Raw genomic sequence first — 25,543 nt, 5'->3', positions numbered from 1 at the left:
GGCCAGTGTGCCGGACAGTTAGGACCGGATCCGGCCTAATCGGTCCCTACCGTCGCCGCCATGACCGAGATCCACCCCTTCCGCGTCGACATCCCGCAGGCCCAGCTGGACGACCTGCACGCCAGGCTCGCCGCCACCCGGTGGCCGGACGAGCTGCCCGGTGTCGGCTGGAGCCGCGGCGTGCCGGTCGGCTACCTGCGCGAACTGGCCGGCTACTGGCGCACCTCCTTCGACTGGCGCAAGCAGGAGGCGGAGATCAACAGCCACCCCCAGTTCACCACCACGATCGACGGGCAGAACCTGCACTTCCTGCACGTCCGCGCGGCCGACCCGGACGCGCTCCCGCTGGTGCTGCTGCACGGCTGGCCGGGCGGCGTGACCGACTTCCTCGACGTGATCGAACCGCTGTCGCGGGAGTTCCAGCTCGTCGTGCCGTCGCTGCCCGGGTACGGCTTCTCCATTCCGCTGAACGGGCCCGGTATGCGGCCGTCGAAGATGGCCGGCCTGGTCGTGGAACTGATGACCCGCCTGGGGTACGACCGGTTCGGCGTGCAGGGTTACGACCTCGGGGCGTGGGTGGCGCCGTCGATCGGCAGGCAGGCGCCGGACCGGATCGCCGGGATCCACGTCAACGCGCTGCTGACCTTCCCAGCGGGCGAGGAGGGCGAGTTCGACGGCCTGACCGACGCCGAGCGGGCCCGGTGGGCGGCGATGCAGGACTTCAATGACGGCTACCTGCGGTGCAACTCGAAGCGCCCGCAGACGGTGACCTACGGCCTGCACGACTCGCCCGCCGGGCAGCTCGCGTGGATCATGGAGAAGTTCAAGGAGCTGACCGACCCGCCCGAGGGCCTGCCGGAGGACAGCATCGACCGGGACCGCATCCTCACCGACGTGTCGCTGTACTGGTTCACCGGCACGGCGGGCCCGGCCGCGCAGGTCTACTACGAGGAGATCACCGCGGGGGAGTGGGAGCCGGTGGCGCGGGGCACGGTGCCGACCGCGGTGCTGGTGTCCCGGCACGACAAGACGATCCGCCCGTGGGCCGAGCGGGACCACAACGTGGTGCGGTGGACCGAAACCGGGCGGGGCGGCATTTTCTCGCGATGGAGGAGCCGGAGCTGCTGGTGGCGGATGTGCGGGAGTTCTTCATGAAGCTGGCTTGAGTGGTTCGGGGCAGGATCGCGGCCGGTGCGTGGAAGCGCTTCCCGGAATTGACCTATCCCGCGCCGGTGCGGGCGAGGATCGCTTGCGCGCGCAGGATGACCGGCCGGTCCACCATCTGCCCGTTGTGGACACCCACCGACCCGTCGCCCACCGAGGCCAGCACCCCCTCCGCCCACTCGACCTCCGCGGCGGTGGGGGTGCAGGCCTCGTGCACGGGGCCGATCTGGCGGGGGTGGATGCAGAGTTTGCCGGTGAAGCCGAGCTCGATCGCGTGCGCGAGGTCGGCCTGGAGGATGTCGGTGTTGTGGAGGGTGGTGGTGACGCCGTCGATCGGGGCGGCGCGTCCGGTGGCCGCGGCGGCGAGTACCAGGGTGGAGCGGGCGTGGTGCAGGGCGGTGTGGGAGTGGTGGTCGACGCCGAGTTGGGTGGCGAGGTCGATGCTGCCGAACGCGGGCCGCACCACGCCCTCGGCGGCGCACACGTCCACGGCGCGGGTGATGCCGAGGGCGGTTTCGATCAGCGGGATGACCGGTGCGCCGATCGATTCCAGCGCCGTGGGGTCCTCGGCCTTGGGCACCATGATCGCGGTGGCCTGCCGGCTGATGGCGGCGAGGTCGTCGTCGTACCACGGCGTGCCCGGGCCGTTGATCCGCACCACCGCCTCATGACCGTCGGCCAGCCACGCCCGGACGTGTTCCCGCGCCGTAGCCTTGTGGTCGGGAGCGACGGCGTCTTCCAAATCGAGCACGATCACGTCGGCGCCGGAGGCGGCGGCTTTGGGGAACCGGTCGGGGCGGTGGCCGGGCACGAACAGGAAACTCCGCGCACCGGCGATCATGCGGCACTCCGCAGGACGCCGGTGGCGGTCTGCCGCCCGTGCCTGTCCCGCACACTCGTGGCTACGCTGTCGGGTTCCTTGGTGGCGTGGGTGATCAGGCCCTGGTGGTCGAACAGTGGCGCCACCAGCCGGTAGGTGAACTCCACCTCACCGCCGACACCGGTGGCGCGGGCGGCTTCGGCCATCGCGAGCGCCTGCAGCGGCCCGTGGGTCAGCAACCCCGGATAGCCCTCCACGTCCCGGGCGTAGTCGCGGTCGTAATGAATCCGGTGCGCGTTGTAGGTCAGCGCGGAGAACCGGAACAACAACGTCGGTGTCACCTCGATCGCCCACTCACCCGGCCCGGCCGGCACCACCTCGGAACCCTCGGCCGCGGTCAGCCCACCGGCGGTGGCGGGCCGGTAGACGATGTCCTGCCGCTCCTCGACCACCACCCGCCCGCCCTGGGAGATCAGGTGTTCCACCGCCACGAAGGTCAACGGCCCGGTGCGGCCCTGCTTGTCGGCCACCGAGGCCACCCGGGTGCGCCGGGTCGCCGGCTCCCCGCACCGCAACACCCCGCGGGTGCGGACCTGGCCCCCGGCCCACATCCGCCGCCGCCCCGGCCCCGGCGGCGCCGGCACACAGTTACGCACCGGATGCCCATCCGGCCCCAGATCCGTCTGCGCCGGCCGCTCAAGCAGATACAGCCAGTGCCACAACAACGGCAGCCCCTCGCGCGACAGATCGGGCACCGGCACGTCCAGCAACGCGCCCAGCGCCCGCGCCGGCTCCGGCGACACCACTTCGGTGCGTTCCACGATCCCCACCATGGCGTCAGATCCGGTTCCGGCTGATCAACTGCCGCGCGATCACACCACGCTGGATCTCGTTGGTGCCCTCACCCACGATCATCAACGGCGCGTCCCGGAAATACCGCTCCACATCGAACTCCGTCGAATACCCATACCCACCGTGAATCCGCACCGCGTTCAACGCCACCTCCATCGCCGTCTCCGACGCGAACAACTTCGCCATCCCCGCCTCCATGTCACACCGCTGCCCCGAGTCGTAGCGACGGGCGGCCATCAACACCAGCTGCCGCGCCGCCTCCAACTTCGTCGCCATATCCGCCAGATAGTTCCCGATCGACTGGTGCTGCCAAATCGGCTTCCCGAACGACTCCCGCTCCTGGGCATACCGCAGCGAGTCCTCCAGCGCGGCCCGGGCCACGCCAAGGGCGCGGGAGGCGACCTGTATCCGCCCGATCTCCAGCCCGCGCATCATCTGCGCGAACCCCTGCCCCTCGACGCCGCCCAGCACGGCACCGGCCGGGACGCGGAGGTCGTCGAAGGACAGCTCGCAGCTCTCCACACCCTTGTAGCCCAGCTTCGGCAGGTCTCGGGAGACGTGGAAACCGGCGCCCTTTTCCACCAGCAGCACGCTGATCCCCCGGTGCGGCGGGTCGGCCGCGGGGTCGGTCTTGCACAGCAGCGCGACCAGGTCCGAGCGGCGGGCGTTGGTGATCCAGGTCTTGGACCCGTTGACCACGTACTCCGGGCCGTCGCGGCGCGCGGTCGTGCGCAGGGCCTGCAGGTCCGAGCCGCCGCCGGGCTCGGTCAGCGCCATCGTGGCCCGCAGCTCGCCGGTCGCCATCCGCGGCAGGTAGCGGTCCTGCTGCTCCCGCGTGCCGTAGTCGACCAGCAGCTTGGCGACCACCGTGTGCCCGCCCATCGCGCCGGCCAGGCTCATCCAGCCGCGCGCCAGTTCCTCGGTGACCGCGGCGTAGCACTGCGCCGACACCGACGCCTCGCCCCACGGTGCCGGGATCGCCAGCCCGAAGATGCCCATCTGCTTCATCGCCTCGATGAGCTTCTCCGGATAGCTGTTCGCGTGTTCCAGCTCCCGCGCCACCGGCCGCACCTCGCGGTCGACCCACTCGGCGACCGCCGCGACGATCGCCGTCTCGTCCTCGGTCAGGCCGTCCATCCGGTGTCCTTCCTGCGTTGCGTGGTTCTCACTATCGCTCACCCGCCGATCACCCCGCGAGCGCGCAGCTCCTCGACTCGCGCCGACGGCAGCAGTTCGGCGAGCACCTCGCCGGTGTGCGCGCCGAGCTCCGGCGCGGGCGACGGCCCTGCCTGCCGGCCGTCGAGCACCAGCGGCGGGCCGGGCGCGAGGTAGCCGCCGACACCGGGCTGCGTGAGCGGCCCGAACAGCGGGTGCCGCGACAGCGTGGAGCCCCGTGCCAGCTCGGCGAACGTGCGGTAGCGCGACCACAACACCGACGTCGGCCGCAATACGGACTGCACCTCGTCGCACTTGCGCGCCTCGATCCAGGCCCCGAACAGCCCGGCGAGCACGTCCCGGTGCCGGTAGCGGTCCGCGGCGCGGGTGAAGTCCGCGCCGAGCGCGTCCTCCAGCGCCGCGACGACGGCCCCGGTGCCGGTCGCGGCGAGCAGGTCCCGCCAGTGCCGGGGTGTGAGCACCAGGACCATGATCCGGACGCCGTCGGCGGTGCGGAAGTCGCGGCCGAAGTCGCCGTAGACCTGGTTGCCGATGCGGCCGCGGGGATCGTCGCGCAGCTGCGCCTCGGCGAGGTAGCCGAGGTTGCCCGCGGTGGCGAGTGCGACGTCCTCCAGCGCGACGGTCAGGCAGGCGCCCTCGCCCGTGCGCCGACGTTGCCGTTCCGCGGCCAGCAGCCCGACCGCGAGGTACAGGCCGGTGGCCACGTCCCACGCGGGCAGCACGTGGTTGACCGGGCCGGTCCGGTCCTCGGGGCCGGTCAGGTCCGCGAACCCGCACGCGGCGTTGACGGTGTAGTCGACGGCGGTGCCGCCGTCGCGGGTGCCGTGCAGCTGGACGTGGATCAGGTCCGGACGGCGGCGCCGGAGGTCGGCGGGGGACAGGCCGGGCCGGGGCCGCGCGTTGGTCAGCACGATGCCGCCGTCCGGCCCGCTCGCCGCCACCAGATCGGCGACCAGCGCCGCGCCCTCGGCCGAGCGCAGGTCCACCGCCACCGACCGCTTGCCCTGGTTGAGCCCCGCCCAGTAAAGGCTTTCCCCGTTCGGCGCGAGCGGCCAGCGCTGCCGGTCGGCCCCGCCGCCGAGCGGGTCGACGCGGATGACGTCGGCGCCCAGCTGCGCGAGCGTCACGCCGCCCAGCGGTGAGGCGACGTAGCTGGACAGCTCGATCACCCGCAGCCCCGCCAGCGGCACGGTCACCGGGCGTCCAGGTCGATCCGCGACTGCGCGCCCTGGCCGGCCGCCATGCGCTCGAACGTCTTCAGCCCGGTTCGGTGCGTCACCAGCGGGGCCAGGTCGAGACGGCCCCCGGTGACCTGGCGCCTGCGGCCGCCGCCGACCGTGCACGAGCCGTCGCGTGGGGCCGCCGCCCATGCCAGCCGGATCAGGGCCGCCGCGCCGACGCCTTCGAAGGCGTCGGCGCCGCGGCCGCCGGTCAGCGCCCGCACGTCCTTCGCCGGCTCGGGATGGCTGAGGACGAACCGGGGCGCCCCGGCCGCGCGGGAAGTGTTGCGGTCGATCGCGGCGACTCCCCTCGGGCGGTCTCGGCTCGCCCGCTCCGGCAAGCAGTGCACAGACTCTATTCTATATAATCGGCGAGAGGACAGCCGTCGGTTACCCACATCACACACTTTTCTATGGGATATAGGATGGCCTCGGATGTCTGGCACGGAGGTGCGTCATGAGTGCAAGGCACGGCCGCGGGAGCAGCTTGCGGCGCACGTCGTTCGAGAACAAGCAGCAGCTCAGCGAAAAGGTCGCCGCCTACATCCGCGAGGGCATCATGGTCGGCCAGTTCCGCGCCGGCGAGTACATCCGCACCGAGCGGCTCGCCGAGGAGCTCGGCGTCAGCCCCACCCCGGTGCGCGAGGCGCTGATGCTGCTGGGTAGTGAGGGGTCGGTGCGCTGGGAGCCGCGGCGCGGCTACCGGGTCGTGCCGCTGACCACCCGGGATGTCGGCGACCTCTTCCGGGTGCAAGCCTTCATCGCGGGCGAGCTCGCCGCGCGTGCCGCCACCGAGCTGCGGGACGAGGAGCTGGACCTGCTGGAGGAGACCCAGGCCAAGCTGGAACAGGCCGAGCGGGACGGCGACTTCGACCGCGTCGAGACGCTGAACTACCAGATCCACCGCACGATCAACAAGGCGTCGGACTCGGCGCGGCTGGCCGTTCTGCTCGGCGTCACGGTGAACTACGTGCCGCTGGGGTACTACGCCTCGATCGAGGGGTGGTCGTCGGCCTCGGCCCACGACCACAGCTCGATCTTCCAGGCTCTGCGGGCCCGTGACCCGGAGGGGGCCCGCAAGGCGATGGCGGCGCACATCGAGCACGTGGGCGGGCAGCTCGTCGAACACCTGCGCCGGCGCGAAGTGCTCAGCTGACGGTCTTGCTCGCGACCGCGACCCGCGCCGGCGAAGTCGCCGACGTTCGCGCCCGCCGGCACCGTGGGCACAGCGCCCGGCCGGGGGCGACGAGCGCGCACCCGAGCATCGCGAGCGCGACGGCTTCCACGCCGGTGCCCGCGATGGCCCGCGCGAGGTGCAGGGCCTCCCGCGCGAGCCGCTCGCCGGTCACCGCGTCGAAGTGCGCCGGCAACGCCATGTCCGCCTCGAGCACGACCAGGAAACCCAGTTCGGGGCAGGCGTCCCGAACCAGCGCGCCGCGGCGAGCGCGTCGTCCCCGCGGAAGTCGAGGTGGTCCGCGGCCGGCCACATCGCCATCCGCGCCGCCGCGCGGTCGTCGCCGCGGGCCCGGTGGCCGGGTAGGCGCGTTCGCGGGCGGTGATCGTGCCCGCCTCGTCGCCCAGCCACCAGGCCGCGCGGCTCAGACCGTCCCGGGTCGGCGCGTGCGTGGTTGCCGCACTCATCCGGTGCTCCCCGCGTTGGTGGGACCACCGTCGAGCGGAATCAGTTCATCGTCACCGAGAAGTCGGAGACGGTGAACCGGGCGGGCACGCCGCCGGTGGAGCAGAACTCGATGCCGTAGCCGAGCTGGTTGACGGTCGGGTTCGGCGGGATGTAGCCGCGGCCGACCGACCAGTCGATCATCGCCTTGATGTCGATGGCGCCGGAGTACTGGGTGGACTGCGCGACGAAGGCGAGGTAGCCGCTGCCGTTGGCCCACACGTCGTAGGTCACGCCGCCCGCGGTGTAGGTGGCGACCTTCTCCCCGGAGGGCACCTGGTTGTGGTTCTCCGTCCACACCATCAGTTCGGTGACCCCGGGCTGCTGACCGACGCCGTTGAGCCAGATGTCGTAGGCGACGTCGTAGATCCCGGTGGCGGGACCGCGGCCGGCGAAGGTGGAGGTGATGGTGGAGTAGTTCGACAACGGGGCACCGTCGAGGTTGTTGATGTCCTTGTGGACGTTCGGGTAGGTCTTCACCGACGTGGAGTCGGGCTGGGTGGAGTCGACGTACCAGTTGTCGTGGGCGCAGGCGTGCAGGGTTTCCGGGCCCGCCTCGTCCTGGTTCCACATGTTGTTGTGCACGTAGTAGCCGCCGTCGGACCAGCCGCCGTCGGGGTCGCTGGTGGTGAACACCGGATCGGTGCAGGTCTTGTCCGGCACGGGGGTGCTCGCGGCGGAGGTGCTGGTGCCGGACGTGCTCGTGGCGGGCGTGCTTCGGGGCGTCATGCTGCTGGACGTGCTGGATGTGCTGGACGTGATGGGCGGGGTCCTGGTCGTGCTGCTCGCCGCGGCGCTGGTCGTGCCCGGCGCGGAGCTCACGCTGGACGACGGGGCAGGTCCGCCGCGGGAGGCCTGCGTGGCCCAGGAACTCCCGGGGTCGCAGGCCGTGGCGCTCAGCAGGACCAGGGGAGCGGCGAGCAGCACCGCCGGCAACTTGCGTTTCATGTGCGATCTTTCCTGTTTCGGTTGGTCCCCCAGCCGAACGGTTCGGAAAGCTAGCACAGATAACGGGAAGATCACATCCGCATCACGGCAAAGTGTCTGCTGCGCCACGTTCGGGTTCTGGCCGCCTGCGCGCCGGCCCAGCCGGAACCGCCCGTGCCGGACCGCGACGTGACGTGTCAGGCCCGGCGCTGCTCGGCCTCCAGGCGTTCGGCCTCCTCGCCGCCGATGGCTTCGCCGCGGGCGACGAGGCCGGCCACGTCGGAGAGCGGGATCTGCTTCAGCACCAGCGACAACGCGAACGCGATGCCGATGAACGGCAGCAGGTACCAGAACACCGGGGCGAGCGCGTCGGCGTAGGCGGCGACCACGCCGTCGCGCACCGGTTCCGGTAGCTGGTTCAACGCGGCCGGGTCGAGGGTCGCGGTGGCGGCCGAGGCGTCCGTCGCCGACGCGCCGGCGGCGGTGAAGACGCCGTTGAGGTTCTCGGTCAGCCGCGTGGTGAAGATGGTGCCGAACACCGCCGTGCCGAGCGCCGCGCCGACCTCGCGGAAGTAGTTGTTCGTGCTCGTCGCGGTGCCGATCATCGCCGCGGGCACGGCGTTCTGCACCACCAGCACGACGACCTGCATGATCAGCCCGAGCCCGGCGCCGAACACGAACAGGTACACGCAGATCAGCCAGATCGGCGTGTCCGCGGCGAGTGTGGTCATCAGGACCATCGCCACGGCCGTGATCACCGTGCCGAGGATCGGGTAGATCCGGTACCGCCCGGTCTTCGTGATCGCCGACCCGGACACGATCGAGGTGCCGATGAGGCCGACCATCATCGGCAGGAGCAGCAGGCCGGAGGCGGCCGCCGAGGTGCCCGAGGACATCTGCAGGAACGTCGGCACGAACCCGATCGCGGCGAACATGCCGAGGCCGAGCGCGAGCCCGATCGCGGTGGCGTTGACGAAGATCCCGTTGCGGAACAGGCTCAGCGGGATGATCGGGTCCGCGGCACGCTTCTCGGCCACGACGAAGGCCACCGCCGACACGAGCAGGCCGAGGCCCCACGCCCAGGTCTCCATCGCGGCCCAGCCGTGGTCCTTGTCTCCCCCGAAGTCGGTGAAGAAGATCAGGCAGGTGGTGGCCAGTGACAGCGACACCACACCGGCCAGGTCGATCGGCTGGGTCGCCTTCTTGCTCGGCAGCGTCAGCGCGACCAGCGCGATGACGAACGCCGCGACGCCGACCGGGATGTTGATGTAGAACGCCCACTGCCAGGTGAGGTGGTCGACGAAGAACCCGCCGAGCAGCGGGCCGCCGACGGCCGACAGCCCGAAGATGCCGCCGAGCGGGCCGAGGTACTTGCCGCGCTCGTTGGCGGGCACGATGTCGGCGATGATGGCCTGGGACAGGATCATCAGCCCGCCGCCGCCGAAGCCCTGCAGCGCGCGGAACACCACGAACACCCAGAAGTCGGTGGCGAAGGCGCACCCCACGGACGCGAGGGTGAACAACGCGATCGCGACGAGGAACAGCCGCCTGCGGCCGAGGACGTCGCCGAACTTGCCGTAGATCGGCATGACGATCGTGGTCGCGAGCAGGTAGGCGGTGGTGATCCACACCTGGTGCTCGACGCCGCCGAGGTCGCCGACGATGGTCGGCATCGCGGTCGCCACGATCGTCTGGTCGAGGCTGGACAGCAGCATGCCCGCGATGAGGGCGCTGAAGATGATCCAGATCCGCCGCTGGGTCAGCAGCAGCGGAGCGGGCGCGGTGGTCGTCATGGCGTCCGTTCGGTGTCGGGGGACAGCAGGGCGCGCGCGGCGGCGAGCCGGCGCGTGAGGAGGTCGCCGAAGCTGGTCGTGTTGCCCTCGCGGAGGAACTCGCGCACCGAGGCCCCGGCGAGGGCGCCGACGATCTGCACCGCGGCGGCGGCGCGCAGGTCGCCCGCGGGCAGTCCCTCGCGGCGCTCGACCAGCTCCACATCGGACTGTTCGTCGCGCAGCAGCTGCTCGAAGAACCTTGCGAGCAGGCGGGGTTCCCGCTCGACGGCGGCCTGCACCTCGCGGCACTTCTCGACCGTGATGTCGGCGCGGACCCACCGGCCCGCGGTGAGCCGCACGAGGTCGTCGACCAGGTCGCCGCCCGCGGCGAGGAACCCCTCGACCAGGTCGTGGTCGTCCCGGTGCGCGGACCGGCCGAGGACGGCGTCGTCCTTGGTGGCGAAGTAGTTGAAGAAGGTGCGGCGCGAGATGCCGGCCCGCTCGCACACCTCCTCGACGGTGAAGCCGGTCAGCCCCCGCTCGGCGGTGAGCTGCCGCGCCACCGTGGTGATTCGGGCGGCGGTGGCGGCCATCCGCCGGGTGGTTGCACTATTCATCTCAAAGTGCATTCTTCCACGCCTGCCCCGTCGTTCGCCAGCGCGTTCTGCTACCGAGTCGGCCGGCTGGAACGGGGTCATCGCCCGGCTGCGGGAGCAGGGGCGCTGGGTCGTGGCGGTGGCGAACCCGTTGCGCCGCCTCGCGGGCGACGCCGAGGACCTGCGGCGGGTGCAGTCCGGGATCGAGAGCCGCAGACGATGCCGGCGGCCGAAGCCACGCTCATGGCGGCGACGCAGCGCCCGGTGCGCGATGTGGCCCTGTCGGAGGAGGCGACGCACGCGGCGTGGCACGACATCCCGTCGTGGTTCCTGATCCCGCTGGCGGACAAGAACATCCCGGCGGCGGTGGCGGACCTGATCGTCGACGCGGCGAAGTCCGCCTGACGGAAAACGGAAGACGGGGCCCGCGCGGAGTGCGCGAGCCCCGTCGTTCCAGGAGCGTCAGTCGTTGCCGGCTTCCAGCGCGGCGTGGTCGAGCAGCTCGACATCCTCCGCGGCGCCGCCGCGGGAGGCGATCACCTCGGCGCCGCCCTCGGTCATGGCGCCGATCAAGCCCGTCGAGGCCGCCTGGGCGGCCCCCACGAGCTTCGGCTGCTGGGTGCCGCCGGTGCCGACCAGTCCGAGGCCCGCGTACTGCTCCAGCCGCGAGCGCGAGTCGGCGATGTCCAGGTTGCGCATGGTCAGCTGGCCGATGCGGTCGACCGGGCCGAACGCCGCGTCCTCGGTGCGCTCCATCGACAGCTTGTCCGGGTGGTAGCTGAACGACGGGCCGGTGGTGTCGAGGATCGAGTAGTCCTCGCCGCGCCGCAGCCGCAGCGTGACCTCGCCGGTGACCGCCGTGCCGACCCACCGCTGCAGCGACTCGCGCAGCATGAGCGACTGCGGGTCGAGCCAGCGGCCCTCGTACATGAGCCGGCCGAGGCGGCGGCCCTCGTTGTGGTAGCTGGCGATCGTGTCCTCGTTGTGGATCGCGTTGAGCAGGCGCTCATAGGCGGCGTGCAGCAGCGCCATGCCCGGGGCCTCGTAGATGCCGCGGCTCTTGGCCTCGATGATCCGGTTCTCGATCTGGTCGGACATGCCGAGTCCGTGCCGCCCGCCGATCGCGTTGGCCTCGAGCACCAGGTCGACGGAGGTGGCGAACTCCTTGCCGTTGATGCGCACCGGGCGGCCCTGTTCGAAGGCGATCGTGACGTCCTCGGCGGGGATCTCGACCTCGGGGTCCCAGAACCGGACACCCATGATCGGCTCGACCAGCTCGATTCCGGCGTCCAGGTGCTCCAGTGCCTTCGCCTCGTGGGTCGCGCCCCAGATGTTCGCGTCGGTCGAGTAGGCCTTCTCGGTGCTGGCGCGGTAGGGCAGGTTCCGGGCCGTCAGCCACTCCGACATCTCCGTGCGGCCGCCCAGCTCGGTGACGAAGTCGGCGTCCAGCCACGGCTTGTAGATGCGCAGGGCCGGGTTGGCGAGCAGACCGTACCGGTAGAAGCGCTCGATGTCGTTGCCCTTGAAGGTGGAGCCGTCGCCCCAGATCTGGACGTCGTCCTCCAGCATCGCGCGCACCAGCAGCGTGCCGGTGACCGCGCGGCCCAGCGGGGTGGTGTTGAAGTAGACGCGGCCGCCGGAGCGGATGTGGAAGGCGCCGCAGGCCAGGGCGGCCAGCCCTTCCTCGACGAGCGCCTCGCGGCAGTCGACGAGCCGCGCGATCTCCGCGCCGTAGGTCTTGGCGCGGCCCGGCACGGAGGCGATGTCGGGCTCGTCGTACTGCCCGATGTCAGCGGTGTAGGCGCAGGGGACCGCACCCTTCTCGCGCATCCACGCGACCGCTACCGAAGTGTCGAGGCCACCGGAGAAGGCGATCCCGACACGTTCACCGACAGGCAGAGAGGTGAGCACCTTGGACACGGGAACAGTATATGCATGGCGATGCATGATCATGCAAAGGGGTGCGTGGTGTTCCCGGCCACGTGGGTCAGGCGCCGGAGGAGGTCCCTGGCCTCCGCGCGGCACAGCCGGCTCACGCGGGCGAGCAGGCGGGCGGCCTTGACCCGGACGTGACGCGGCGCCGCCTCGTCGTGCGCCACTTCGCGGGCCACCAGCGCGGCCTGTTCCCGGTGATCGGCTCGGAGGTTCGCCATCGCCGCGGCCCCGCGGAGCCGCACCCGCGGGCCCAGCGATCGATCCGCCGCGAGGGTGCGCAGCCCGCGCGCGCCGTCGAGACTGTCGAAGTGCCCGATCGCCTCGCACACCTGGACGCGGGCCAGTGGCTTGCCGGTGTGGCGGAGCCGCTGCAGGAACCCCAGCATCTCCGCGCGCAGGTCGGGCCGGTGGCCGGCGAGCGTGCGGGCGGCGTCGGCGCGGACGAGCTGCGGCAACGCCTCGTCGGTCACCATCTCGTGCAGCGCGGGCGCTCCCAGCTCACGACCGCGGCCGCCGAACGACATCAGGTCGCGTCCGGCGCGCCACCGCAACGTGGGGCGGCACGCGCGATCCGTGGCGAGGGCGTGCAGGGTCCGCACCCCGGCCGCGCGGTCGGCGACCGTGAACCCGGCCAGCCGGTTCGCCGCGGTCCACCGGGTCGCCGCCGGCGCCCGGTCGTCGTCGCGGATCCGGCGCAGCGCGCCGAGGCCGTCCAGGTCGCGCAGGAGGAGGCGGATCTCGACCCGGTCGAGGTCGCCCACCACCGGGTCATCCAGGACGCCGCGCAGGTAGCCGGCCACCGCCTCGGGGGAGACCAGGTCCACCAGCACTTCGGAGGCCTCGGCATGGTCACGCCATGGCCGGGACTCGTCGGCGAGCACGGCGTGCGCCTCGGCGATCCGGCGGCGCCGCCAGTCCGGGTCCAGTTCCGCGAGCTTGTCCCACGCGAGGCGTCCGAACCGCTCCTGGGAGAACCCCGCGAGCTCGCCCACGGCTCGTGGCAGGTGCCCGGGTGAGAGGCCGGCGAGCGTGACCGCGGCCTCGGCGCTGTCCGCGGGCAGAGCCTCCGGCGCGATGAGGAGGTCCTCCAGCGCCGACTCCGCCGCCGCGACGAGGTCCGGGTCGTCCCAGGTGGTGAGGCCGGCGAACCGGTCCCCGGGTGCGACCGCCGGGTCGTCGAGAAGCGCGAGCCGGGTCTCCCGTGCCTCCCGGCCGCGGTAGCGCTGCGCGAGCCGTGCCTGGAACCACACGGTGGCCGCGGGGTCCCGGGCCCGCAGGAGGTTGGCCTGCCGCAGTCCGTCCGTGCGGTCCTGGCTGAGCCCGTCCCACCAGTACGCCGCGAGCTCGTGTTCGTGCGCGGCGCGTTCCTGGTCGCCGGCCAGCCGCCGCAGGACGGTGAGCGAGCGCCCGGCCAGTGAGTCGTCGAGCTGAGCCAGGTTCTTCGCGGCCTCGCACCGGTCGGTGATGGACTGCCGCTCGTCTTCGAGGACCCGGCGGACGAAGCCGATCGCCGCCTCCCGCCTGCCCGGATCCAGCTCGGCGAGCAGCGCGGCGGCGATCTCGCGCCGGAGGCGTTTCGTCGCGCTCGCGGCCGTCACGTCCCGCAACCCCGGCACCAGGTCGGTGCCGAGCGCGGCGAGGGCACGAAGCCGGGTCTCCCAGCGGTAGTCCGATCCACGCCGGCTCGACAGGACCACGGCGGCGGCCGCGCCGGTCCGGTCCGGCGCCGCCCTGGCCAGTGCGACCGCCGCTTCGCCGCGGGAGTCCCCGTCCGCCGTCTCGTCGACGGCGATGCGCTCCAGCGCCGCGACCACCTCGGGATCGCCGCGGTGACCGAGGTGGTCCAGAGCCCCGGCCACGCCGCACACGATTCCCGCGGTGACGGCCCGCCCGCGCAGCAACTCGCGGAACGCCTCGGCGGCCTCGCCGCGCGGCGCGTGCCCCAAGCCCGTCAGGCTCCGCGCCAGCCACGGGAGTTCCGCGTCCGGCACGGTGCGCGACCGCAGGAGGGCGATCACCCCGTCGAGTGCGTCGCGGTGGTACGGGCGGCCCAGTGTCACCAGGGTGGTGGCGGCGGACCGCCTGGCGTCGCCGCGCCGTGCCGGGTCCCGGAGCACCCGGATCACCGCGCGGGCCAGCGCCTCGTTGTCCTCGGTGTCGGTGACCTGGGGCATCGGGAAGTCCCGCCACGCCACCCACGTCGCGGCCTCGTCCGGACCCAGCAGGTGGAGCAACTCCGCGGCAGCGCGCTCGCCGGCCGGACCGTCGAGACGCCGCAACAGCCGCCACGCGTCGTACCGCAGGTCCGGGTCCCTGCGGCGGTGCGCGATCTCGCCCAGCTGCTCGACGATCTCCGGGTGGAATTCCGGCCCGAGGCGGGCCAGCTGGGTGGCCGCCTCGAGGCGCAGGCGCGGATCGGCCGCCGTGTCTGCGAGGACGTCGCGCAGGTCGTCCACCGCGGCGGCCCGGTGTGGTTCCCCGGCCGCGGCCAGCCACGCGAGCGCCGCGGTCCGCTCGTACCCGGTGCCAGCGGGTGCGCGGCCAGGCGCTGGAGCAGCGCGGCGGCTTCCTCGCCGTACTCCGGAGCGGCGTCCCCGAGGCTGCGCGCGGCCCACAACTTGTGGTTGACGGTGGCCGTGCGGTCGGCGAGAACCGCACGCAGGCGCTCCACCACCTCGCGCAGCCGGTGGCACGCGGCGTCGCCCTCCGCGCCGCGCACCCTGGTCGCCAGCGCGGTCGCGGCCGCCACCCGCGACGGCTACGGGAAGGCCTCGTCGTCCATCAGACCGGACAACCAGCCGCCGGTACCGGGGACTTCCCCTGGCCGGGCCCGCCGGTCACGACCACGTGGTCGTCGCTGGCCAGCACGTCGTGCACCGAGCGCGACGGCGGCCGGACCACCAGCCGGGTCACCGGGGCCGTCGCCGGCTGCACGAGCCGGCCCCGGTCGTCCACGATGGGGGCCGGGCGCTCCGGCTCGGGCTGGTCGTCGTCCTGCCCGCTGCCGAGCTCCTGGCGCACGTACAGGGTGGCCAGCGCCGGGCGCCGCGCCCCGGGCAGCCGGTACGGCAACTCCTGCGCAGCTTGCGCCTGGGCCCTGAGCAGGGCTTGGACGTCGGCGGGCAAGGCCGAGGCCTGGCCCCAGCCGGCCGGGGCGGCCGGGTGAGGTGCGGGTGATGGATCCGGCTTGGACAGCCGCGCCGTGGACGGTGCCGCTCAGGTCATTGCTGATGCGCTGCTCGTCCGCGCCTCCTCCTTCGCCGCGGCGAAGGCACCCTTTCACGAAGATCGCGTGCGAGAGGCGGAAACGGGCTACTCCCCGGCCGCCGCGGCCGGGATGTCGTTCGCCGCCGCCCAGGCGCCCACGTCCTGCCGCTGGACCGCCGCGGCCATCAGGTCCGGGAACTTGTCCGGCGTGCACGCGAACGCCGGAATCCCCAGCGCCGCCAGCGCGGCCGCGTTGTCGTGGTCGTAGGCGGGCGCCCCGTCGTCGCTCAGGGCGAGCAGGCACACCACCTGCACGCCGTCGGCCTTCAGGGCCTGCGCGCGCTGCAGCATCTCCGCCTCGTCACCGCCCTCGAAGAGGTCGCTGATCAGCACCAGCACCGTGTCGCGTGGCGCGTCGATCCGGCTCTGGCAGTACGCCAGCGCCGCGTTGATGTCGGTGCCGCCGCCCAGCTGGACCCCGAACAGCAACTCCACCGGGTCGGACACCGACTCGGTCAGGTCCGCCACCGCGGTGTCGAACGCGATCACCTGGGTCCGCAGCGACCGGATCGACGCGAGCACCGCCCCGAACACGCTCGCGTACACCACCGACGCGGCCATCGATCCGCTCTGGTCGAGGCACAGCACGATCTGCCTGGACACGCTCGGCAGCCGCCTGCCGAAACCCACCAGCCGCTCCGGCACCACGGTCCGCTGCTCGGGCTGGTAGTGCTTCAGGTTGGCCAGGATCGTGCGGTTCCAGTCGATGTCGCCGTGCCGGGGCCGGTTCGTGCGGTTGGCCCGGTGCAGCGCCCCGCCCACCGCCTGCCGCGTCGGCTGCGCCAGGCGCTTCTCCAGGTCCTCGACCACCTTCCGCACCACCGCGCGCGCCGTTTCGCGCGAGCGCTCGGGGATGGCCCGGTTGAGCGAGAGCAGTGTGCCCACCAGGTGCACGTCCGGCTGCACCGACTCCAGCATCTCCGGCTCCAGCAGCAACTGGCGCAGCCCGAGCCGTTCCATCGCGTCGCGCTGCATGACCTGCACCACCGAGCTGGGGAAGTAGCCGCGGATGTCGCCCAGCCACCGCGCGACCCGCGGGGACGACCCGCCGAGCCCGCCGCGGCGGTCCTTTTCCTTGTCGTACAACGCTTCCAGCGTGGCGTCCCGCCGGGTGTCCGCACCGGACAGCGACACGCCGGTGCCGTCGGCGTCCTGTCCGCCGAGCATCATCCGCCACCGCCGCAGCCGTTCGCTCATCCCAGCAGCTCCAGGATCCGCGGCACCACCAGCGCCGCCCTCTCGTGGTTCAGGTCCTCGTCCGCCGCGCGCGCCCCGGACGCACCCTCGCCGCGGTCGATCCGCCGCACCCGCAGCCCGATCTCCCGCCGCTCCGGCGCGCTGAATTCGGCGAACGTGCGGCGCAGCAACGGCAGCAGGTGGTCGAACACCTCCTCGCCGACCCCGGTGGCCCACCGGTCGACGATCTCCAGCAGCTCCGGCTCGTGCACCAGCAGCGCCGCCTCGCCGGACAGGAACCCCTCCAGCCACCCCGCGGCCTGCGTCGCGTCGGCGGCGACGGACAGTTGCCGGGAGAGCCTGCCCCCGGCGTCGGCCACGTCCAGCAGCCCGGCGTCCAGCAGCAGCCGCACCGCGCGGCCGGCGATCAGGCCCGGCACGCCGAGCCGGTCGGCGACCGTCCGCAGCGCGCCGTACCAGACCTCCCGCAGCTCCTGCTGGTCGAGCAGCCCGATGCCGCGCTGCACGCCGTCCACGAGCTGCCGCACTTCGCGGCCGGCGTCCTCGTCGAGTCCCGCGCACGCGGCGGGCAGGCCAACCGCGATGCGTGTGACCACGCCGGTCAGCACCCGCTGCACCAGTTCGGTGTCCGCGCGCCGCACGTTGCCGTAGCGGCGCACGCGCGCCATCGGCTCCACCGCCGCCATCAGCCGGGTGGTGTCGTGCTGGCGAGCGGCCCGCTCGTCGAGCGCCGCGAGCACCCCCGCCAGCGCTTCCGGGAGGTCCGCGGTCAGCGTGTCCTCGACCAGGGCGCTCAGCTTGGCGATGTCGGCCCCGGCCGCGCGCTGCGCCACCACCGCCGTCGCCGCGGACTCGATCGTCGTGCCGAGGCCGCTCGCCTCGATCAACGCGACCGCCAGCTCCGGCCGCCACTCCAGCACCCACGATTCGCGGAACGTGCCCCGCGTCCGCGCCGTTTCCGCGGGCTCGCCCCACCGCACGCCGAGCAGCAGCAGCCGGTGCAGCAGCTTGCTGCGCTCCAGGTGCGTCGGCGTGCGCAGGTCCAGGTCGAGCTGCTGCTCGGCCGCGCTCTGCTTGAGCCGCAACCGTTTCCGGGTCGCCTCCAGGTCCTTGGCCAGCGGCACCATCGGCGTCTCGGCGGGCACCCGGCCCAGGATGTCGCCGACCAGCAGCTTGCGGGCGACCAGCCGCATCGGGACGTCCGACCCTCCACACAGGACCGCCTGGCAGGCCTCCAGCACCTCGGGCAGCCCGGGGTGCGGGCGGTTGCGCAGCACGGCCAGCGCGTCGGCGAGCCGGACGCCTTCGATCACCGCGGCCGGGGACACGTCGTGCTGCTCGCGGCGCAGCAGGTGCGCCACCCGCACCAGCCAGCGGCCGACCGCCTCGTCCCGGGCGGTGGTGAACAGGTGGTGGTACCAGCCGGGGGAGGAGATGCCCGCCCCGTAGCCGCTGGCCCTGGCCAGCCGCGACGACGTCCACGGCACCCAGGTCGCGGCGACCTTCGTCGTGCGCAACCCCTTGAGCAGCCCGTTGTCCGCGGCCTGCGCGGGGAACTCCGAGGGCACCAGCACCGGCGCGTGCCAGGCGCCGCACACCACCGCGATCGTGCCGGCCCCGCCGCGGATGACCGCCCGCAGCACCTTCCGCATCGCGGCTTCGCGCCGCTGCGTGCGCAGGTCGGGCACGTGCCCTTCGCGCAGCGCGCGCATGGCGTCGAGCAGCGCGTCGAACACCTCGAGCCCGTGGTAACGCAGCTCGACCGCGTCCTCCCACCAGCGCTCGGGGTCGTCGTAGCCGGCGGCTTCGGCCAGTGTCGCGATCGGGTCGATCGGCGGTTCCGCGGACGGGTCTTCGGCGTCCTCCAGCACGAGCGCGGCGTTCGCGGGCAGGTCGAGGAACCGCACCTGCCTGCCGTGCTCCAGCGCCCACCGCAGCGCCACCCACTCCGGGGAGAACACCGCCATCGGGTAGAACGCGGCCGTCGCCGGCCGGTCGGTCGCGTACACCAGCCCGGCCACCGGCGGGCGCATGCCCGCGGCCGCGGCGAGCGGGGCGACGGAGTCCAGCTCCGGCGGCCCCTCGATCAGCACGACCTCGGGGTCGAGCCGTTCCAGGGCGTCGGCGACCGCGCGGGCCGAGCCGGGCCCGTGGTGCCGGATGCCGAGGATGTGAACGCTCACACCAGTTCCCGGCACGCGCGGTAGAGGTCGGACCACGGCTTGCGTTCGCGCACCACGGTCTCCAGGTACTCCTGCCACACGATCCGGTCCTGCACCGGGTCCTTGACCACCGCGCCGTGCAGGCCGGCCGCCACGTCGTCGGCCCGCACCACGCCGTCGCCGAAGTGCGTCGCGAGTGCGATCCCGTTGGTCATCACCGAGATCGCCTCGGCAGTGGACAGCGTGCCCGACGGCGACTTGATCTTCGTGCGCCCGTCGGCGGTGACCCCGTCGCGCAGTTCGCGGAACACGGTCACCACGCGGCGGATCTCGTCCACGTTCTCCGCGCCGGCAGGCAGCTGCAGCGACCGGCCCAGCTGCTCGACGCGCAGCCGGACGATCTCCACTTCGGACTCCGCGTCGTCGGGCAGCGGCAGCACGACGACGTTGAAGCGGCGTTTGAGCGCGGCGGACAGGTCGTTCACGCCGCGGTCGCGGTCGTTGGCCGTGGCGATCACGTTGAACCCGGCGAGCGCCTGCACCTCGCTGTCCAGCTCCGGGATCGGCAGGGTCTTCTCGCTGAGGATCGTGATCAGCGCGTCCTGCACGTCGGACGGGATGCGGGTCAGCTCCTCGATCCGCGCGATGCCGCCGGTCTCCATCGCGCGCAGCACCGGGCTGGCGACCAGCGCCTTGGGCGAGGGCCCCTCGGCGAGCAGGCGCGCGTAGTTCCAGCCGTAGCGGATCGCCTCCTCGGCGGTGCCGGACGTGCCCTGCACCAGCTGGGTGGAGTCGCCGGAGATCGCCGCGGCCAGGTGCTCGGACAGCCACGTCTTCGCGGTGCCGGGCACGCCCAGCAGGAGCAGCGCGCGATCGGTGGCGAGCGTGGCGATCGCGACCTCGACGAGACGGCGCGAGCCGAGGTACTTCGGCGTGATCGGCGTGCCGTCCGGGGCCTCGCCGCCCAGCACGTAGGTGGCCACCGCCCACGGCGACAGCTTCCAGTTGGGCGGTTTGGGCCGGTCGTCGGCGGCTGCGAGGGCAGCCAGCTCGTCGGCGTGCTGCTGCTCGGCGTGTGCTCTCAGCACGTCGGTCATGTGAACTCCTGCCGGATGGTCGCTCGGATGGTCAGCGCGTGGGCGATGCCGCGCAGGGTGCGCGCGGTGGGTTTGTGCTCGGTGCCGAGGGCGAGCAGCCAGTTCTCGACGGCGGCCAGCGCCGCGGGGTGCAGGTGCTCGGCCATCGCGCGGGCGGCGAGCCGCAGCACGGCCTCGGCCTTGGCGGTGCGCAGCCGCCCGACGATCCCGGTGGAGAACTCCGCGGGCCACGGTCCGGGCGCGGCGGCGAGCAGCGCGCCGAACCGGGCATCGAGTTTCCGGCTGCCGCCGAGGATTTCCGCGGCGGCAGCCGGGGTGAGCGCGGCGATCAGCTCGGGGGTGGGCTGGTGGCGGGCCAGCGCGGCGAGCCACTCCTGGTCGCGCTGGCGCAGCGCGGCCTTCGTCCAGCCGAGGAGGACGTCGTGGCCGGCCTCGGGGATCCAGTCCGGGTCCCAGGCGGACAGCGGGGCGGCGGCGAGGATCTGGATCAGCCGGGACGCGCCGCGGCCGAGACCGGGTTCGCGGTGGTCGGTGACACCGTCGCGGCGGGCCGCGTCGTCGGGTTCGCCGGGCAGGTCGAAGGCGCCGCGGCCCTGGTGGAGCCGCTGGGCGCGCTCGGCCATACGGCGGGCGCGGGCCGAGCCGGGCAGGTGGTCGAGCAGCGCGGTGGCGGCGGCGCGGACGGTCGCGGCGCGGTCGTCGAGGGCGCGTTCGAGCAGCGGTTCGTCGTCGCCGGACAGGCCGGTGCGCAGGGTGTCGAGGAAGGCGGCGCGGGTGGCGGCCGGCTCGTCGGCCCAGGTTTCCTCGATCAGTTCGCGCGCGCGGCCGGGTGCGGTGGCGCGCAGGTCGGTCAGCAGCGCCACCCGCTCGGCGCGGGTGCCGGTGGCGAACCGCTCCGCCACGTCGGCCGGCGGGACGGTGGCGGCCCAGCTCCACGCCGGGTTGTGCCCGGCCAGCCAGGCGCCGCGCGGGCCGAGGACGTCGCGGACCAGCGGGCGGGCGGTGGCGGTGGTCGTGCCGAACCGGAGCAGCTCGGGCAGCAGCGGGTACGGCGGGCGCCGTCCGGTGTCGCGGGCGGCGGCGAGCCAGTCGCCGGTGAGCAGCTCGGTGCCGACCTCGAGGCGGATGGCCTTGGTGAGCAGCAGTTCCAGCAGCTGGGCTGCGGCCGGGGTGCATTCGGGACGGTCGTCGGGGGCGGCCGGTCGCCGTGGGGTGCCGCGCCACACCGGTGGCATCCAGCCCGCGCGCCGGTGCCCGGCGGCGATGGCGGCCGCGGCCAGGACCGCGGCCTCGGGCGACTCCGCGGTGACGCTGCCGGCGCCCGGGATGCCGGAGGCGGTGAGGTCGAAGGGGCGGCGGCCGGTGCCGACCAGCGCCGTGCCCAGCAGGTCGTCCCACGGGGTCACAGCGCCACCAGCCGGTCATCGACCTGCACGCTCAGGGGGTGCAGGCGCTCGTCGATCCACTCGCCGAACACCGGCACCGGGTGCCCGCCGGACAGGGCGAGCAGCTGCCACACGTCGGTGCCCGGCGCCAGGGTGAGCGCGGCGCCGGTGGGGTCGACGAGCAGCGGCGGGTCGCCGGGGACGACGGTCATCCCCGCCAGGGCCAGCGGAATGCGACGCAGCCACGGGTTCCGGGCGAGCCACCGGGCGGCCTGCCCGAGCGCGGTGCGGACGTCGGTGGCGTGCGGCAGGCCCGAGCCCGGCGTGACCTTGTGCTCGTCGCCGGCGAGCAGGGCGCGGCGGGGCGGGCCGCCGGGGTAGCGGGCCACCTCACCGTCCACAACGGACCCGAGCACTTGCGCGACCTTCAGGGCCTGCCCGGTGGCGGCGAAATCCAGCAGCACCACGGTTTCGCCGGTGCGCTCGCCGTGCAGCCAGGTGCGCTGGGACAGCAGGCGCTCGTCCTCCTCCTGGCTCAGGCCGACGACCCACCACCGGTCGGCGACCCGGTCGCCGATCTCGTCGCGGCGGCGGGCCCAGCCCAGCACCGTGCGCAGGTCGCCCATCGCGGCGTCGTCCAGCTCGGCGCGGCGCCGCCACGCGCGGACCGCGAGGTACCAGCGGCCGAGCTCGCCGAGCAGGTGCGGCGCCCAGTCGGCGCGGGCGTGGATGTCGGCGCCGGCGGCGCGGACCCGGTCGGCGAGCCCGGGCAGCTGGGCGTCGACGAGCCGGGCCGCGGCGGTCTCCCAGAACCCGGGCGGCTGGCGGCGGGCGGTCGCCAGGCCCTGCCGGACGAGGTCGTGCAGCCACAGCTCGAAGTCGTCGAGGCCGGCCGACATGAGCGACTCCCGCTCGGCCAGGCGCTTGGCCTGCGCCTCGGGGTCGGGTTTGGCGGCTTCCCGGCGGGGTGCGGCGGGGGTGACCCAGTCGGCGGGCCCGGCGTCCTCGGTGACGGAGCCGTCGCCCGCGGCCCACATGAGCAGCAGCGCCAGGCCGTGCTTGCAGGGGAACTTGCGGCTCGGGCAGGTGCAGCGGAAGGACGGTTCGGTGAGGTCGACGGTCACCTGGTAGGGGGCGCGGGCGCTGCCCTGGCACTTGCCCCAGACGAGTGAGCTGGTGCTGCCGAGGTCGGACCAGGTGCGCGGGTTCGCGAGCCCACGGGCGGCCCGCGCGGACCCGGCGTCCGGGGCCAGCGCGAGCACCCGAGCCACCGTCCACCGCGATCCCACGCGGCCAGCCTAACGGCCGTGATGGAGCCGCGGGCTGCTGGTTCGCCGGGTGGGGCGCGTCCCGCGTGCCGGTGGCGCCCACCCCGGCGCGCCCCGCCGCGTGCCGGGGCGGGCGCCTCCCCACAGCGCGAGGTCAAGGTCGGCATGATCGGCATCAACGTGCCCATCCCGGTCCCGATGTCCTACTACAGCTTCGGCGGCTGGAAGGACTCCCTCATCGGCGACAGCCCCATCCACGGCCCCGAAGGCGTCCGCTTCTACACCCGCGCCAAGGTCGTCACCACCCGCTGGCCCCACACCGAAGCCGGATTCAACTTCCCCACCTCCAGCTAGGAGCACCATGACCACCGCGACGACGCGCACCGTGATCGGCAACCTCTGCCTCGGCTCCGCCCCCGACTCGTGGGGCGTCTGGTTCCCCCAGGACGAGCAGCAGGTCCCGCACACCCGGTTCCTCGACGAGCTCGTCCAGGCCGGGTACGAATGGCTGGAGCTGGGCCCGTTCGGCTACCTGCCCACCGACCCGCGGCAGCTGGCCGAGGAGCTGGGGGAGCGCGGCCTGAAGGTGTCCGGCGGCACCACGTTCGGCGCGCTGCACCGGCCCGACCAGTGGGACGACATGCTCGCGACCACCCGCAAGGTCGCCGAGCTGACCGCCGCCGCCGGCGCCCACCACCTCGTCTACATCCCGCCGATGTACCGCGACGAGAAGACCGGCGCGTACACCGAGTCGCCTGAGCTGACCGCCGAGCAGTGGGCCTCCTTCGGCCGGCGTGCCGACGAGCTGGGCCGGATCCTGCTGGAAACCTACGACGTGCGGCTCGTGCTGCACCCGCACGCGGACAGCCACATCCAGACCCAGCCCGAGATCGAGCGCTACCTCAACGAAAGCGACGCCCGCTACGCCAACCTGTGCCTGGACACCGGGCACGTCGCCTACGGCGGCGGCGACGCGGTCGACCTGATCCGCCGCTTCGGCGAGCGCATCGGTTACGTCCACATCAAGCAGATGGACGCGGCTGTCCTCGACCGGGTGCGCCCCCGAGGTGCCCCTGCCCATCGCGGTGCGGACTCGCGAGTACCTGAACTCGCGCGGCCTGTCCGGCACCCGCCGCCCCGGAGGAGAGCTCGCATGACCGTCCACATCGGAGTGATCGGCACCGGCATGATCGGTCAGGACCACATCCGCCGCCTGACCGACGTGGTCACCGGCGCCGAAGTGGTCGCGGTGACCAACGTCGACGGCGCCCGCGCGGCCGAGGTCGCCTCCGGCATCGGCGCCCGCGCCCTGCCCACCGGGCAGGACGTGATCGCCGACCCGCTGGTCGACGCGGTCGTGGTCACCAGCTGGGGCCCGACGCACGCCGAGTACGTGCTGGCCGCGATCGAGGCGGGCAAGTACGTGTTCTGCGAAAAGCCGCTGGCCACCACCGCCGAGGACTGCCTGCGCATCATCGAGGCCGAGCAGACGTTCGGACGGCGGCTGGTGCAGGTCGGTTTCATGCGCCGCTACGACGCCGGCTACCGCGCCATGAAGCAGCTCCTTGACGGCGGGCAGCTGGGCCACCCGCTGATGATGCACTGCGCCCACCGCAACCCCACCGTGCCCGAGGCCTACCACTCGGCGATGGCGGTGCAGGACACCGCGGTGCACGAGATCGACACGATCCGCTGGCTGCTGGAGGAGGAGATCGTCTCCGCCCAGGTGATCCAGCCGCGCCGCACAGCCAACCGGTTCGAGCACCTGGCCGACCCGCAGTTCATGCTGTTCGAAACCGCGAGCGGCGTCCGGGTCGACCTGGAGGTGTTCGTGAACTGCCAGTTCGGCTACGACATCCAGTGCGAGACGGTGTGCGAGGCCGGCACCGTGCGGCTGCCCGACCCGGCGGACGTGATCGTCAAGACCGGCGCCGTGCAGCGCACCGGCGTGCTGCAGGCCTGGAAGGACCGCTTCGGCGCCGCGTTCGACCGGGAGTTCGTCGAGTGGGTCGCCTCCATCGACGACGGCAGGCTCGCCGGCCCCAGCGCCTGGGACGGCTACGCCGCGGCGGTGATCACCGACGCGGGCACCGAGGCGCTGCACACGCAGCGCGTGGTGTCCGTGCGGCTCAAGGACCGCCCTGACCTCTACGGGAGCTGACGTGAAGATCGCACTCGACCCCTACATGCTGCGTCACCTGCCGATGCGCGAGATGGTCCGCACGGTCGCCGACATCGGCTACGACCACATCGAACTGTCCCCGCGCGCGGACTTCATGCCGTTCTTCCTGCACCCGCGCGCCGACGACGACAAGGTCGCCGAGCTGAAGGGCGTGCTGGCCGAGACCGGTGTCCGGCTGGCCAGCGTGCTGCCGCTGTACAAGTGGTCCAGCCCGGACGAGGCCGAGCGCCAGGCCGCGGTCCGCTACTGGACGCGGATGATCGAGGTGACCGCCGAGCTGGGCTGCCCGCTGATGAACTCCGAGTTCAACGGCCGCCCGGAGAAGGCCGCGGAGAGCGAGGCCGCGTTCTGGCGGTCCATGGAGGAGCTGCTGCCGGTCTTCGAACGCGAAGGCATCGCCCTCAACCTCGAAGCGCACCCGGACGACTTCTGCGAGCTGAACGACCCCGCGGTGGACCTGGTGCGCGCCATCAACAAGCCGTGGGTGAACTACCTGTACTGCGCCCCGCACACGTTCCACCTCTCCGACGGCGCGGGCGACATCGCCGGGATGCTGCGCTACGCGGGCGACAAGCTGCAGCACGTGCACATCGCGGACACCTTCAACCACAAGGGGTCCTCCGGTCTGCGCTACATCCTCAACCCGCCGGGGACCCCGGCGCGGATCCACCAGCACCTGGACATCGGCCAGGGCGAGGTCGACTGGGACGCGTTCTTCGGCACGCTCCGCGAGCTCGGCTTCGACGGGGTCGCGACCGTGTGCGTGTTCGCCTGGGAGGAACGCGCCGTCGCCTCTTCCACTTTCATGCTCGAACGGGTTACCAAGGAACTGGCCGCCTAGAGGA

General features: G+C 73.0%; 21 protein-coding genes and 2 pseudogenes. 6 read left to right on the top strand and 17 right to left on the bottom strand.

The genetic code is table 11. The features are described from left to right. The first annotated feature begins 60 nt into the window (after positions 1-60). Positions 61-1,166, top strand: a pseudogene (locus AMETH_RS19055) (epoxide hydrolase family protein). A 53-nt stretch (positions 1,167-1,219) separates the two neighbouring features. Here the strand turns inward: AMETH_RS19055 and AMETH_RS19050 are convergent. From AMETH_RS19050 to AMETH_RS38055, 5 genes are read right to left on the bottom strand one after another with little or no spacing between them, the layout of a single operon-like run. Further along, positions 1,220-2,005 carry an HpcH/HpaI aldolase/citrate lyase family protein gene (locus tag AMETH_RS19050; protein WP_017982727.1) on the bottom strand — a complete coding sequence of 262 codons (786 nt, stop codon included), beginning with the start codon at positions 2,003-2,005 and terminating at the stop codon, positions 1,220-1,222. After that, the gene (locus tag AMETH_RS19045; RefSeq protein ID WP_017982726.1) at positions 2,002-2,817 is read right to left on the bottom strand and encodes an HTD2 family dehydratase; all 816 of its coding nucleotides are present in this window, start codon (positions 2,815-2,817) and stop codon (positions 2,002-2,004) included. The genes AMETH_RS19050 and AMETH_RS19045 overlap by 4 nt, the downstream gene beginning before the upstream one ends. A gap of 4 nt (positions 2,818-2,821) precedes the next feature. Continuing rightward, the gene (locus AMETH_RS19040) at positions 2,822-3,973 is read right to left on the bottom strand and encodes an acyl-CoA dehydrogenase family protein (protein WP_017982725.1); all 1,152 of its coding nucleotides are present in this window, start codon (positions 3,971-3,973) and stop codon (positions 2,822-2,824) included. Between the two features lie 38 nt (positions 3,974-4,011). After that, positions 4,012-5,208 carry a CoA transferase gene (locus AMETH_RS19035; protein WP_017982724.1) on the bottom strand — a complete coding sequence of 399 codons (1,197 nt, stop codon included), beginning with the start codon at positions 5,206-5,208 and terminating at the stop codon, positions 4,012-4,014. Further along, positions 5,205-5,582, bottom strand: a complete 378-nt coding sequence (locus AMETH_RS38055; protein WP_156131691.1) for an MDR/zinc-dependent alcohol dehydrogenase-like family protein — start codon at positions 5,580-5,582, stop codon at positions 5,205-5,207. Before AMETH_RS38055 ends, AMETH_RS19035 begins: the two co-directional genes overlap by 4 nt. A gap of 107 nt (positions 5,583-5,689) precedes the next feature. Between AMETH_RS38055 and AMETH_RS19025 the strand changes: the two genes are divergently transcribed. Continuing rightward, positions 5,690-6,388 (top strand): GntR family transcriptional regulator, encoded by a 699-nt coding sequence (locus AMETH_RS19025; protein ID WP_051079415.1) that lies wholly within the window; start codon positions 5,690-5,692, stop codon positions 6,386-6,388. Here AMETH_RS19025 and AMETH_RS19020 read toward each other — a convergent pair. From AMETH_RS19020 to AMETH_RS19005, 4 genes are all read right to left on the bottom strand, one after another. Next, on the bottom strand, positions 6,381-6,623 hold the full coding sequence (locus AMETH_RS19020; protein ID WP_017982721.1) for a hypothetical protein: 243 nt from the start codon (positions 6,621-6,623) through the stop codon (positions 6,381-6,383). The two genes, AMETH_RS19025 and AMETH_RS19020, sit on opposite strands and share 8 nt — an antisense overlap. 290 nt (positions 6,624-6,913) lie before the next feature. Beyond that, the gene (locus tag AMETH_RS19015) at positions 6,914-7,858 is read right to left on the bottom strand and encodes a GH12 family glycosyl hydrolase domain-containing protein (protein WP_223842860.1); all 945 of its coding nucleotides are present in this window, start codon (positions 7,856-7,858) and stop codon (positions 6,914-6,916) included. A 176-nt stretch (positions 7,859-8,034) separates the two neighbouring features. Beyond that, a complete protein-coding gene (locus tag AMETH_RS19010; protein ID WP_017982718.1) occupies positions 8,035-9,630 on the bottom strand; it encodes an MDR family MFS transporter in 1,596 nt (531 codons plus the stop codon). Then, positions 9,627-10,226, bottom strand: a complete 600-nt coding sequence (locus AMETH_RS19005; protein WP_223842859.1) for a TetR/AcrR family transcriptional regulator — start codon at positions 10,224-10,226, stop codon at positions 9,627-9,629. The genes AMETH_RS19010 and AMETH_RS19005 overlap by 4 nt, the downstream gene beginning before the upstream one ends. Before the next feature lie 198 nt (positions 10,227-10,424). Here AMETH_RS19005 and AMETH_RS19000 point away from each other — a divergent pair, with 198 nt between their 5' ends. Further along, positions 10,425-10,610 carry a hypothetical protein gene (locus AMETH_RS19000; RefSeq protein ID WP_017982716.1) on the top strand — a complete coding sequence of 62 codons (186 nt, stop codon included), beginning with the start codon at positions 10,425-10,427 and terminating at the stop codon, positions 10,608-10,610. A 57-nt stretch (positions 10,611-10,667) separates the two neighbouring features. Here AMETH_RS19000 and argG read toward each other — a convergent pair whose 3' ends face one another. The 8 genes from argG to AMETH_RS18960 form a co-directional block, all read right to left on the bottom strand. Next, the gene (argG, locus tag AMETH_RS18995) at positions 10,668-12,125 is read right to left on the bottom strand and encodes an argininosuccinate synthase (RefSeq protein ID WP_017982715.1); all 1,458 of its coding nucleotides are present in this window, start codon (positions 12,123-12,125) and stop codon (positions 10,668-10,670) included. Positions 12,126-12,154: 29 nt separating this feature from the next. Beyond that, positions 12,155-14,596, bottom strand: a complete 2,442-nt coding sequence (locus AMETH_RS18990; RefSeq protein WP_017982714.1) for a hypothetical protein — start codon at positions 14,594-14,596, stop codon at positions 12,155-12,157. Between the two features lie 325 nt (positions 14,597-14,921). Next, positions 14,922-15,266: a hypothetical protein gene (locus AMETH_RS18985; RefSeq protein WP_156131690.1), complete on the bottom strand. Its 345-nt coding sequence runs from the start codon at positions 15,264-15,266 to the stop codon at positions 14,922-14,924. Between the two features lie 186 nt (positions 15,267-15,452). Continuing rightward, a complete protein-coding gene (locus AMETH_RS18980) occupies positions 15,453-16,604 on the bottom strand; it encodes a VWA domain-containing protein (protein ID WP_017982712.1) in 1,152 nt (383 codons plus the stop codon). Beyond that, complete coding sequence (locus AMETH_RS18975) at positions 16,601-18,787, bottom strand: DUF5682 family protein (protein ID WP_017982711.1); 2,187 nt, start codon at positions 18,785-18,787, stop codon at positions 16,601-16,603. The genes AMETH_RS18980 and AMETH_RS18975 overlap by 4 nt, the downstream gene beginning before the upstream one ends. Next, positions 18,784-19,863: an ATP-binding protein gene (locus tag AMETH_RS18970; protein ID WP_017982710.1), complete on the bottom strand. Its 1,080-nt coding sequence runs from the start codon at positions 19,861-19,863 to the stop codon at positions 18,784-18,786. The genes AMETH_RS18975 and AMETH_RS18970 overlap by 4 nt, the downstream gene beginning before the upstream one ends. Beyond that, positions 19,860-21,269 (bottom strand): DUF5691 domain-containing protein, encoded by a 1,410-nt coding sequence (locus AMETH_RS18965; protein ID WP_017982709.1) that lies wholly within the window; start codon positions 21,267-21,269, stop codon positions 19,860-19,862. Before AMETH_RS18965 ends, AMETH_RS18970 begins: the two co-directional genes overlap by 4 nt. After that, positions 21,266-22,537 carry an SWIM zinc finger family protein gene (locus AMETH_RS18960; RefSeq protein ID WP_223842858.1) on the bottom strand — a complete coding sequence of 424 codons (1,272 nt, stop codon included), beginning with the start codon at positions 22,535-22,537 and terminating at the stop codon, positions 21,266-21,268. The genes AMETH_RS18965 and AMETH_RS18960 overlap by 4 nt, the downstream gene beginning before the upstream one ends. Positions 22,538-22,660: 123 nt before the next feature. Between AMETH_RS18960 and AMETH_RS18955 the strand changes: the two are divergent. The 3 genes and pseudogenes from AMETH_RS18955 to AMETH_RS18945 form a co-directional block, all read left to right on the top strand. Then, positions 22,661-22,870 (top strand): annotated as a pseudogene (locus AMETH_RS18955) (aldehyde dehydrogenase family protein); the annotation flags it as partial. Between the two features lie 7 nt (positions 22,871-22,877). Beyond that, positions 22,878-24,677: a Gfo/Idh/MocA family oxidoreductase gene (locus AMETH_RS41915; RefSeq protein WP_017982706.1), complete on the top strand. Its 1,800-nt coding sequence runs from the start codon at positions 22,878-22,880 to the stop codon at positions 24,675-24,677. A gap of 1 nt (position 24,678) precedes the next feature. After that, positions 24,679-25,539, top strand: a complete 861-nt coding sequence (locus AMETH_RS18945; RefSeq protein ID WP_017982705.1) for a sugar phosphate isomerase/epimerase family protein — start codon at positions 24,679-24,681, stop codon at positions 25,537-25,539. The last annotated feature ends 4 nt before the right edge of the window (positions 25,540-25,543 follow it).

The organism is Amycolatopsis methanolica 239, from assembly GCF_000739085.1.
GTDB lineage: Bacteria > Actinomycetota > Actinomycetes > Mycobacteriales > Pseudonocardiaceae > Amycolatopsis_E > Amycolatopsis_E methanolica.
The sequence above is the reverse complement of the archived record's forward strand: the minus strand, read 5'-3'. Positions and strand labels throughout refer to the sequence as shown.

Bases quoted from the DNA above. Each gene is read 5' to 3' on its own strand.
- AMETH_RS19000 (WP_017982716.1), top strand. From the start codon at position 10,425: ATGCCGGCGGCCGAAGCCACGCTCATGGCGGCGACGCAGCGCCCGGTG.
- AMETH_RS19010 (WP_017982718.1), bottom strand. From the start codon at position 9,630: ATGACGACCACCGCGCCCGCTCCGCTGCTGCTGACCCAGCGGCGGATC.
- AMETH_RS19005 (WP_223842859.1), bottom strand. From the start codon at position 10,226: ATGAATAGTGCAACCACCCGGCGGATGGCCGCCACCGCCGCCCGAATC.
- AMETH_RS18970 (WP_017982710.1), bottom strand. From the start codon at position 19,863: ATGACCGACGTGCTGAGAGCACACGCCGAGCAGCAGCACGCCGACGAG.
- AMETH_RS19045 (WP_017982726.1), bottom strand. From the start codon at position 2,817: ATGGTGGGGATCGTGGAACGCACCGAAGTGGTGTCGCCGGAGCCGGCG.
- AMETH_RS41915 (WP_017982706.1), top strand. From the start codon at position 22,878: ATGACCACCGCGACGACGCGCACCGTGATCGGCAACCTCTGCCTCGGC.
- AMETH_RS18980 (WP_017982712.1), bottom strand. From the start codon at position 16,604: ATGAGCGAACGGCTGCGGCGGTGGCGGATGATGCTCGGCGGACAGGAC.
- AMETH_RS19040 (WP_017982725.1), bottom strand. From the start codon at position 3,973: ATGGACGGCCTGACCGAGGACGAGACGGCGATCGTCGCGGCGGTCGCC.
- AMETH_RS19025 (WP_051079415.1), top strand. From the start codon at position 5,690: ATGAGTGCAAGGCACGGCCGCGGGAGCAGCTTGCGGCGCACGTCGTTC.
- AMETH_RS19050 (WP_017982727.1), bottom strand. From the start codon at position 2,005: ATGATCGCCGGTGCGCGGAGTTTCCTGTTCGTGCCCGGCCACCGCCCC.
- AMETH_RS19015 (WP_223842860.1), bottom strand. From the start codon at position 7,858: ATGAAACGCAAGTTGCCGGCGGTGCTGCTCGCCGCTCCCCTGGTCCTG.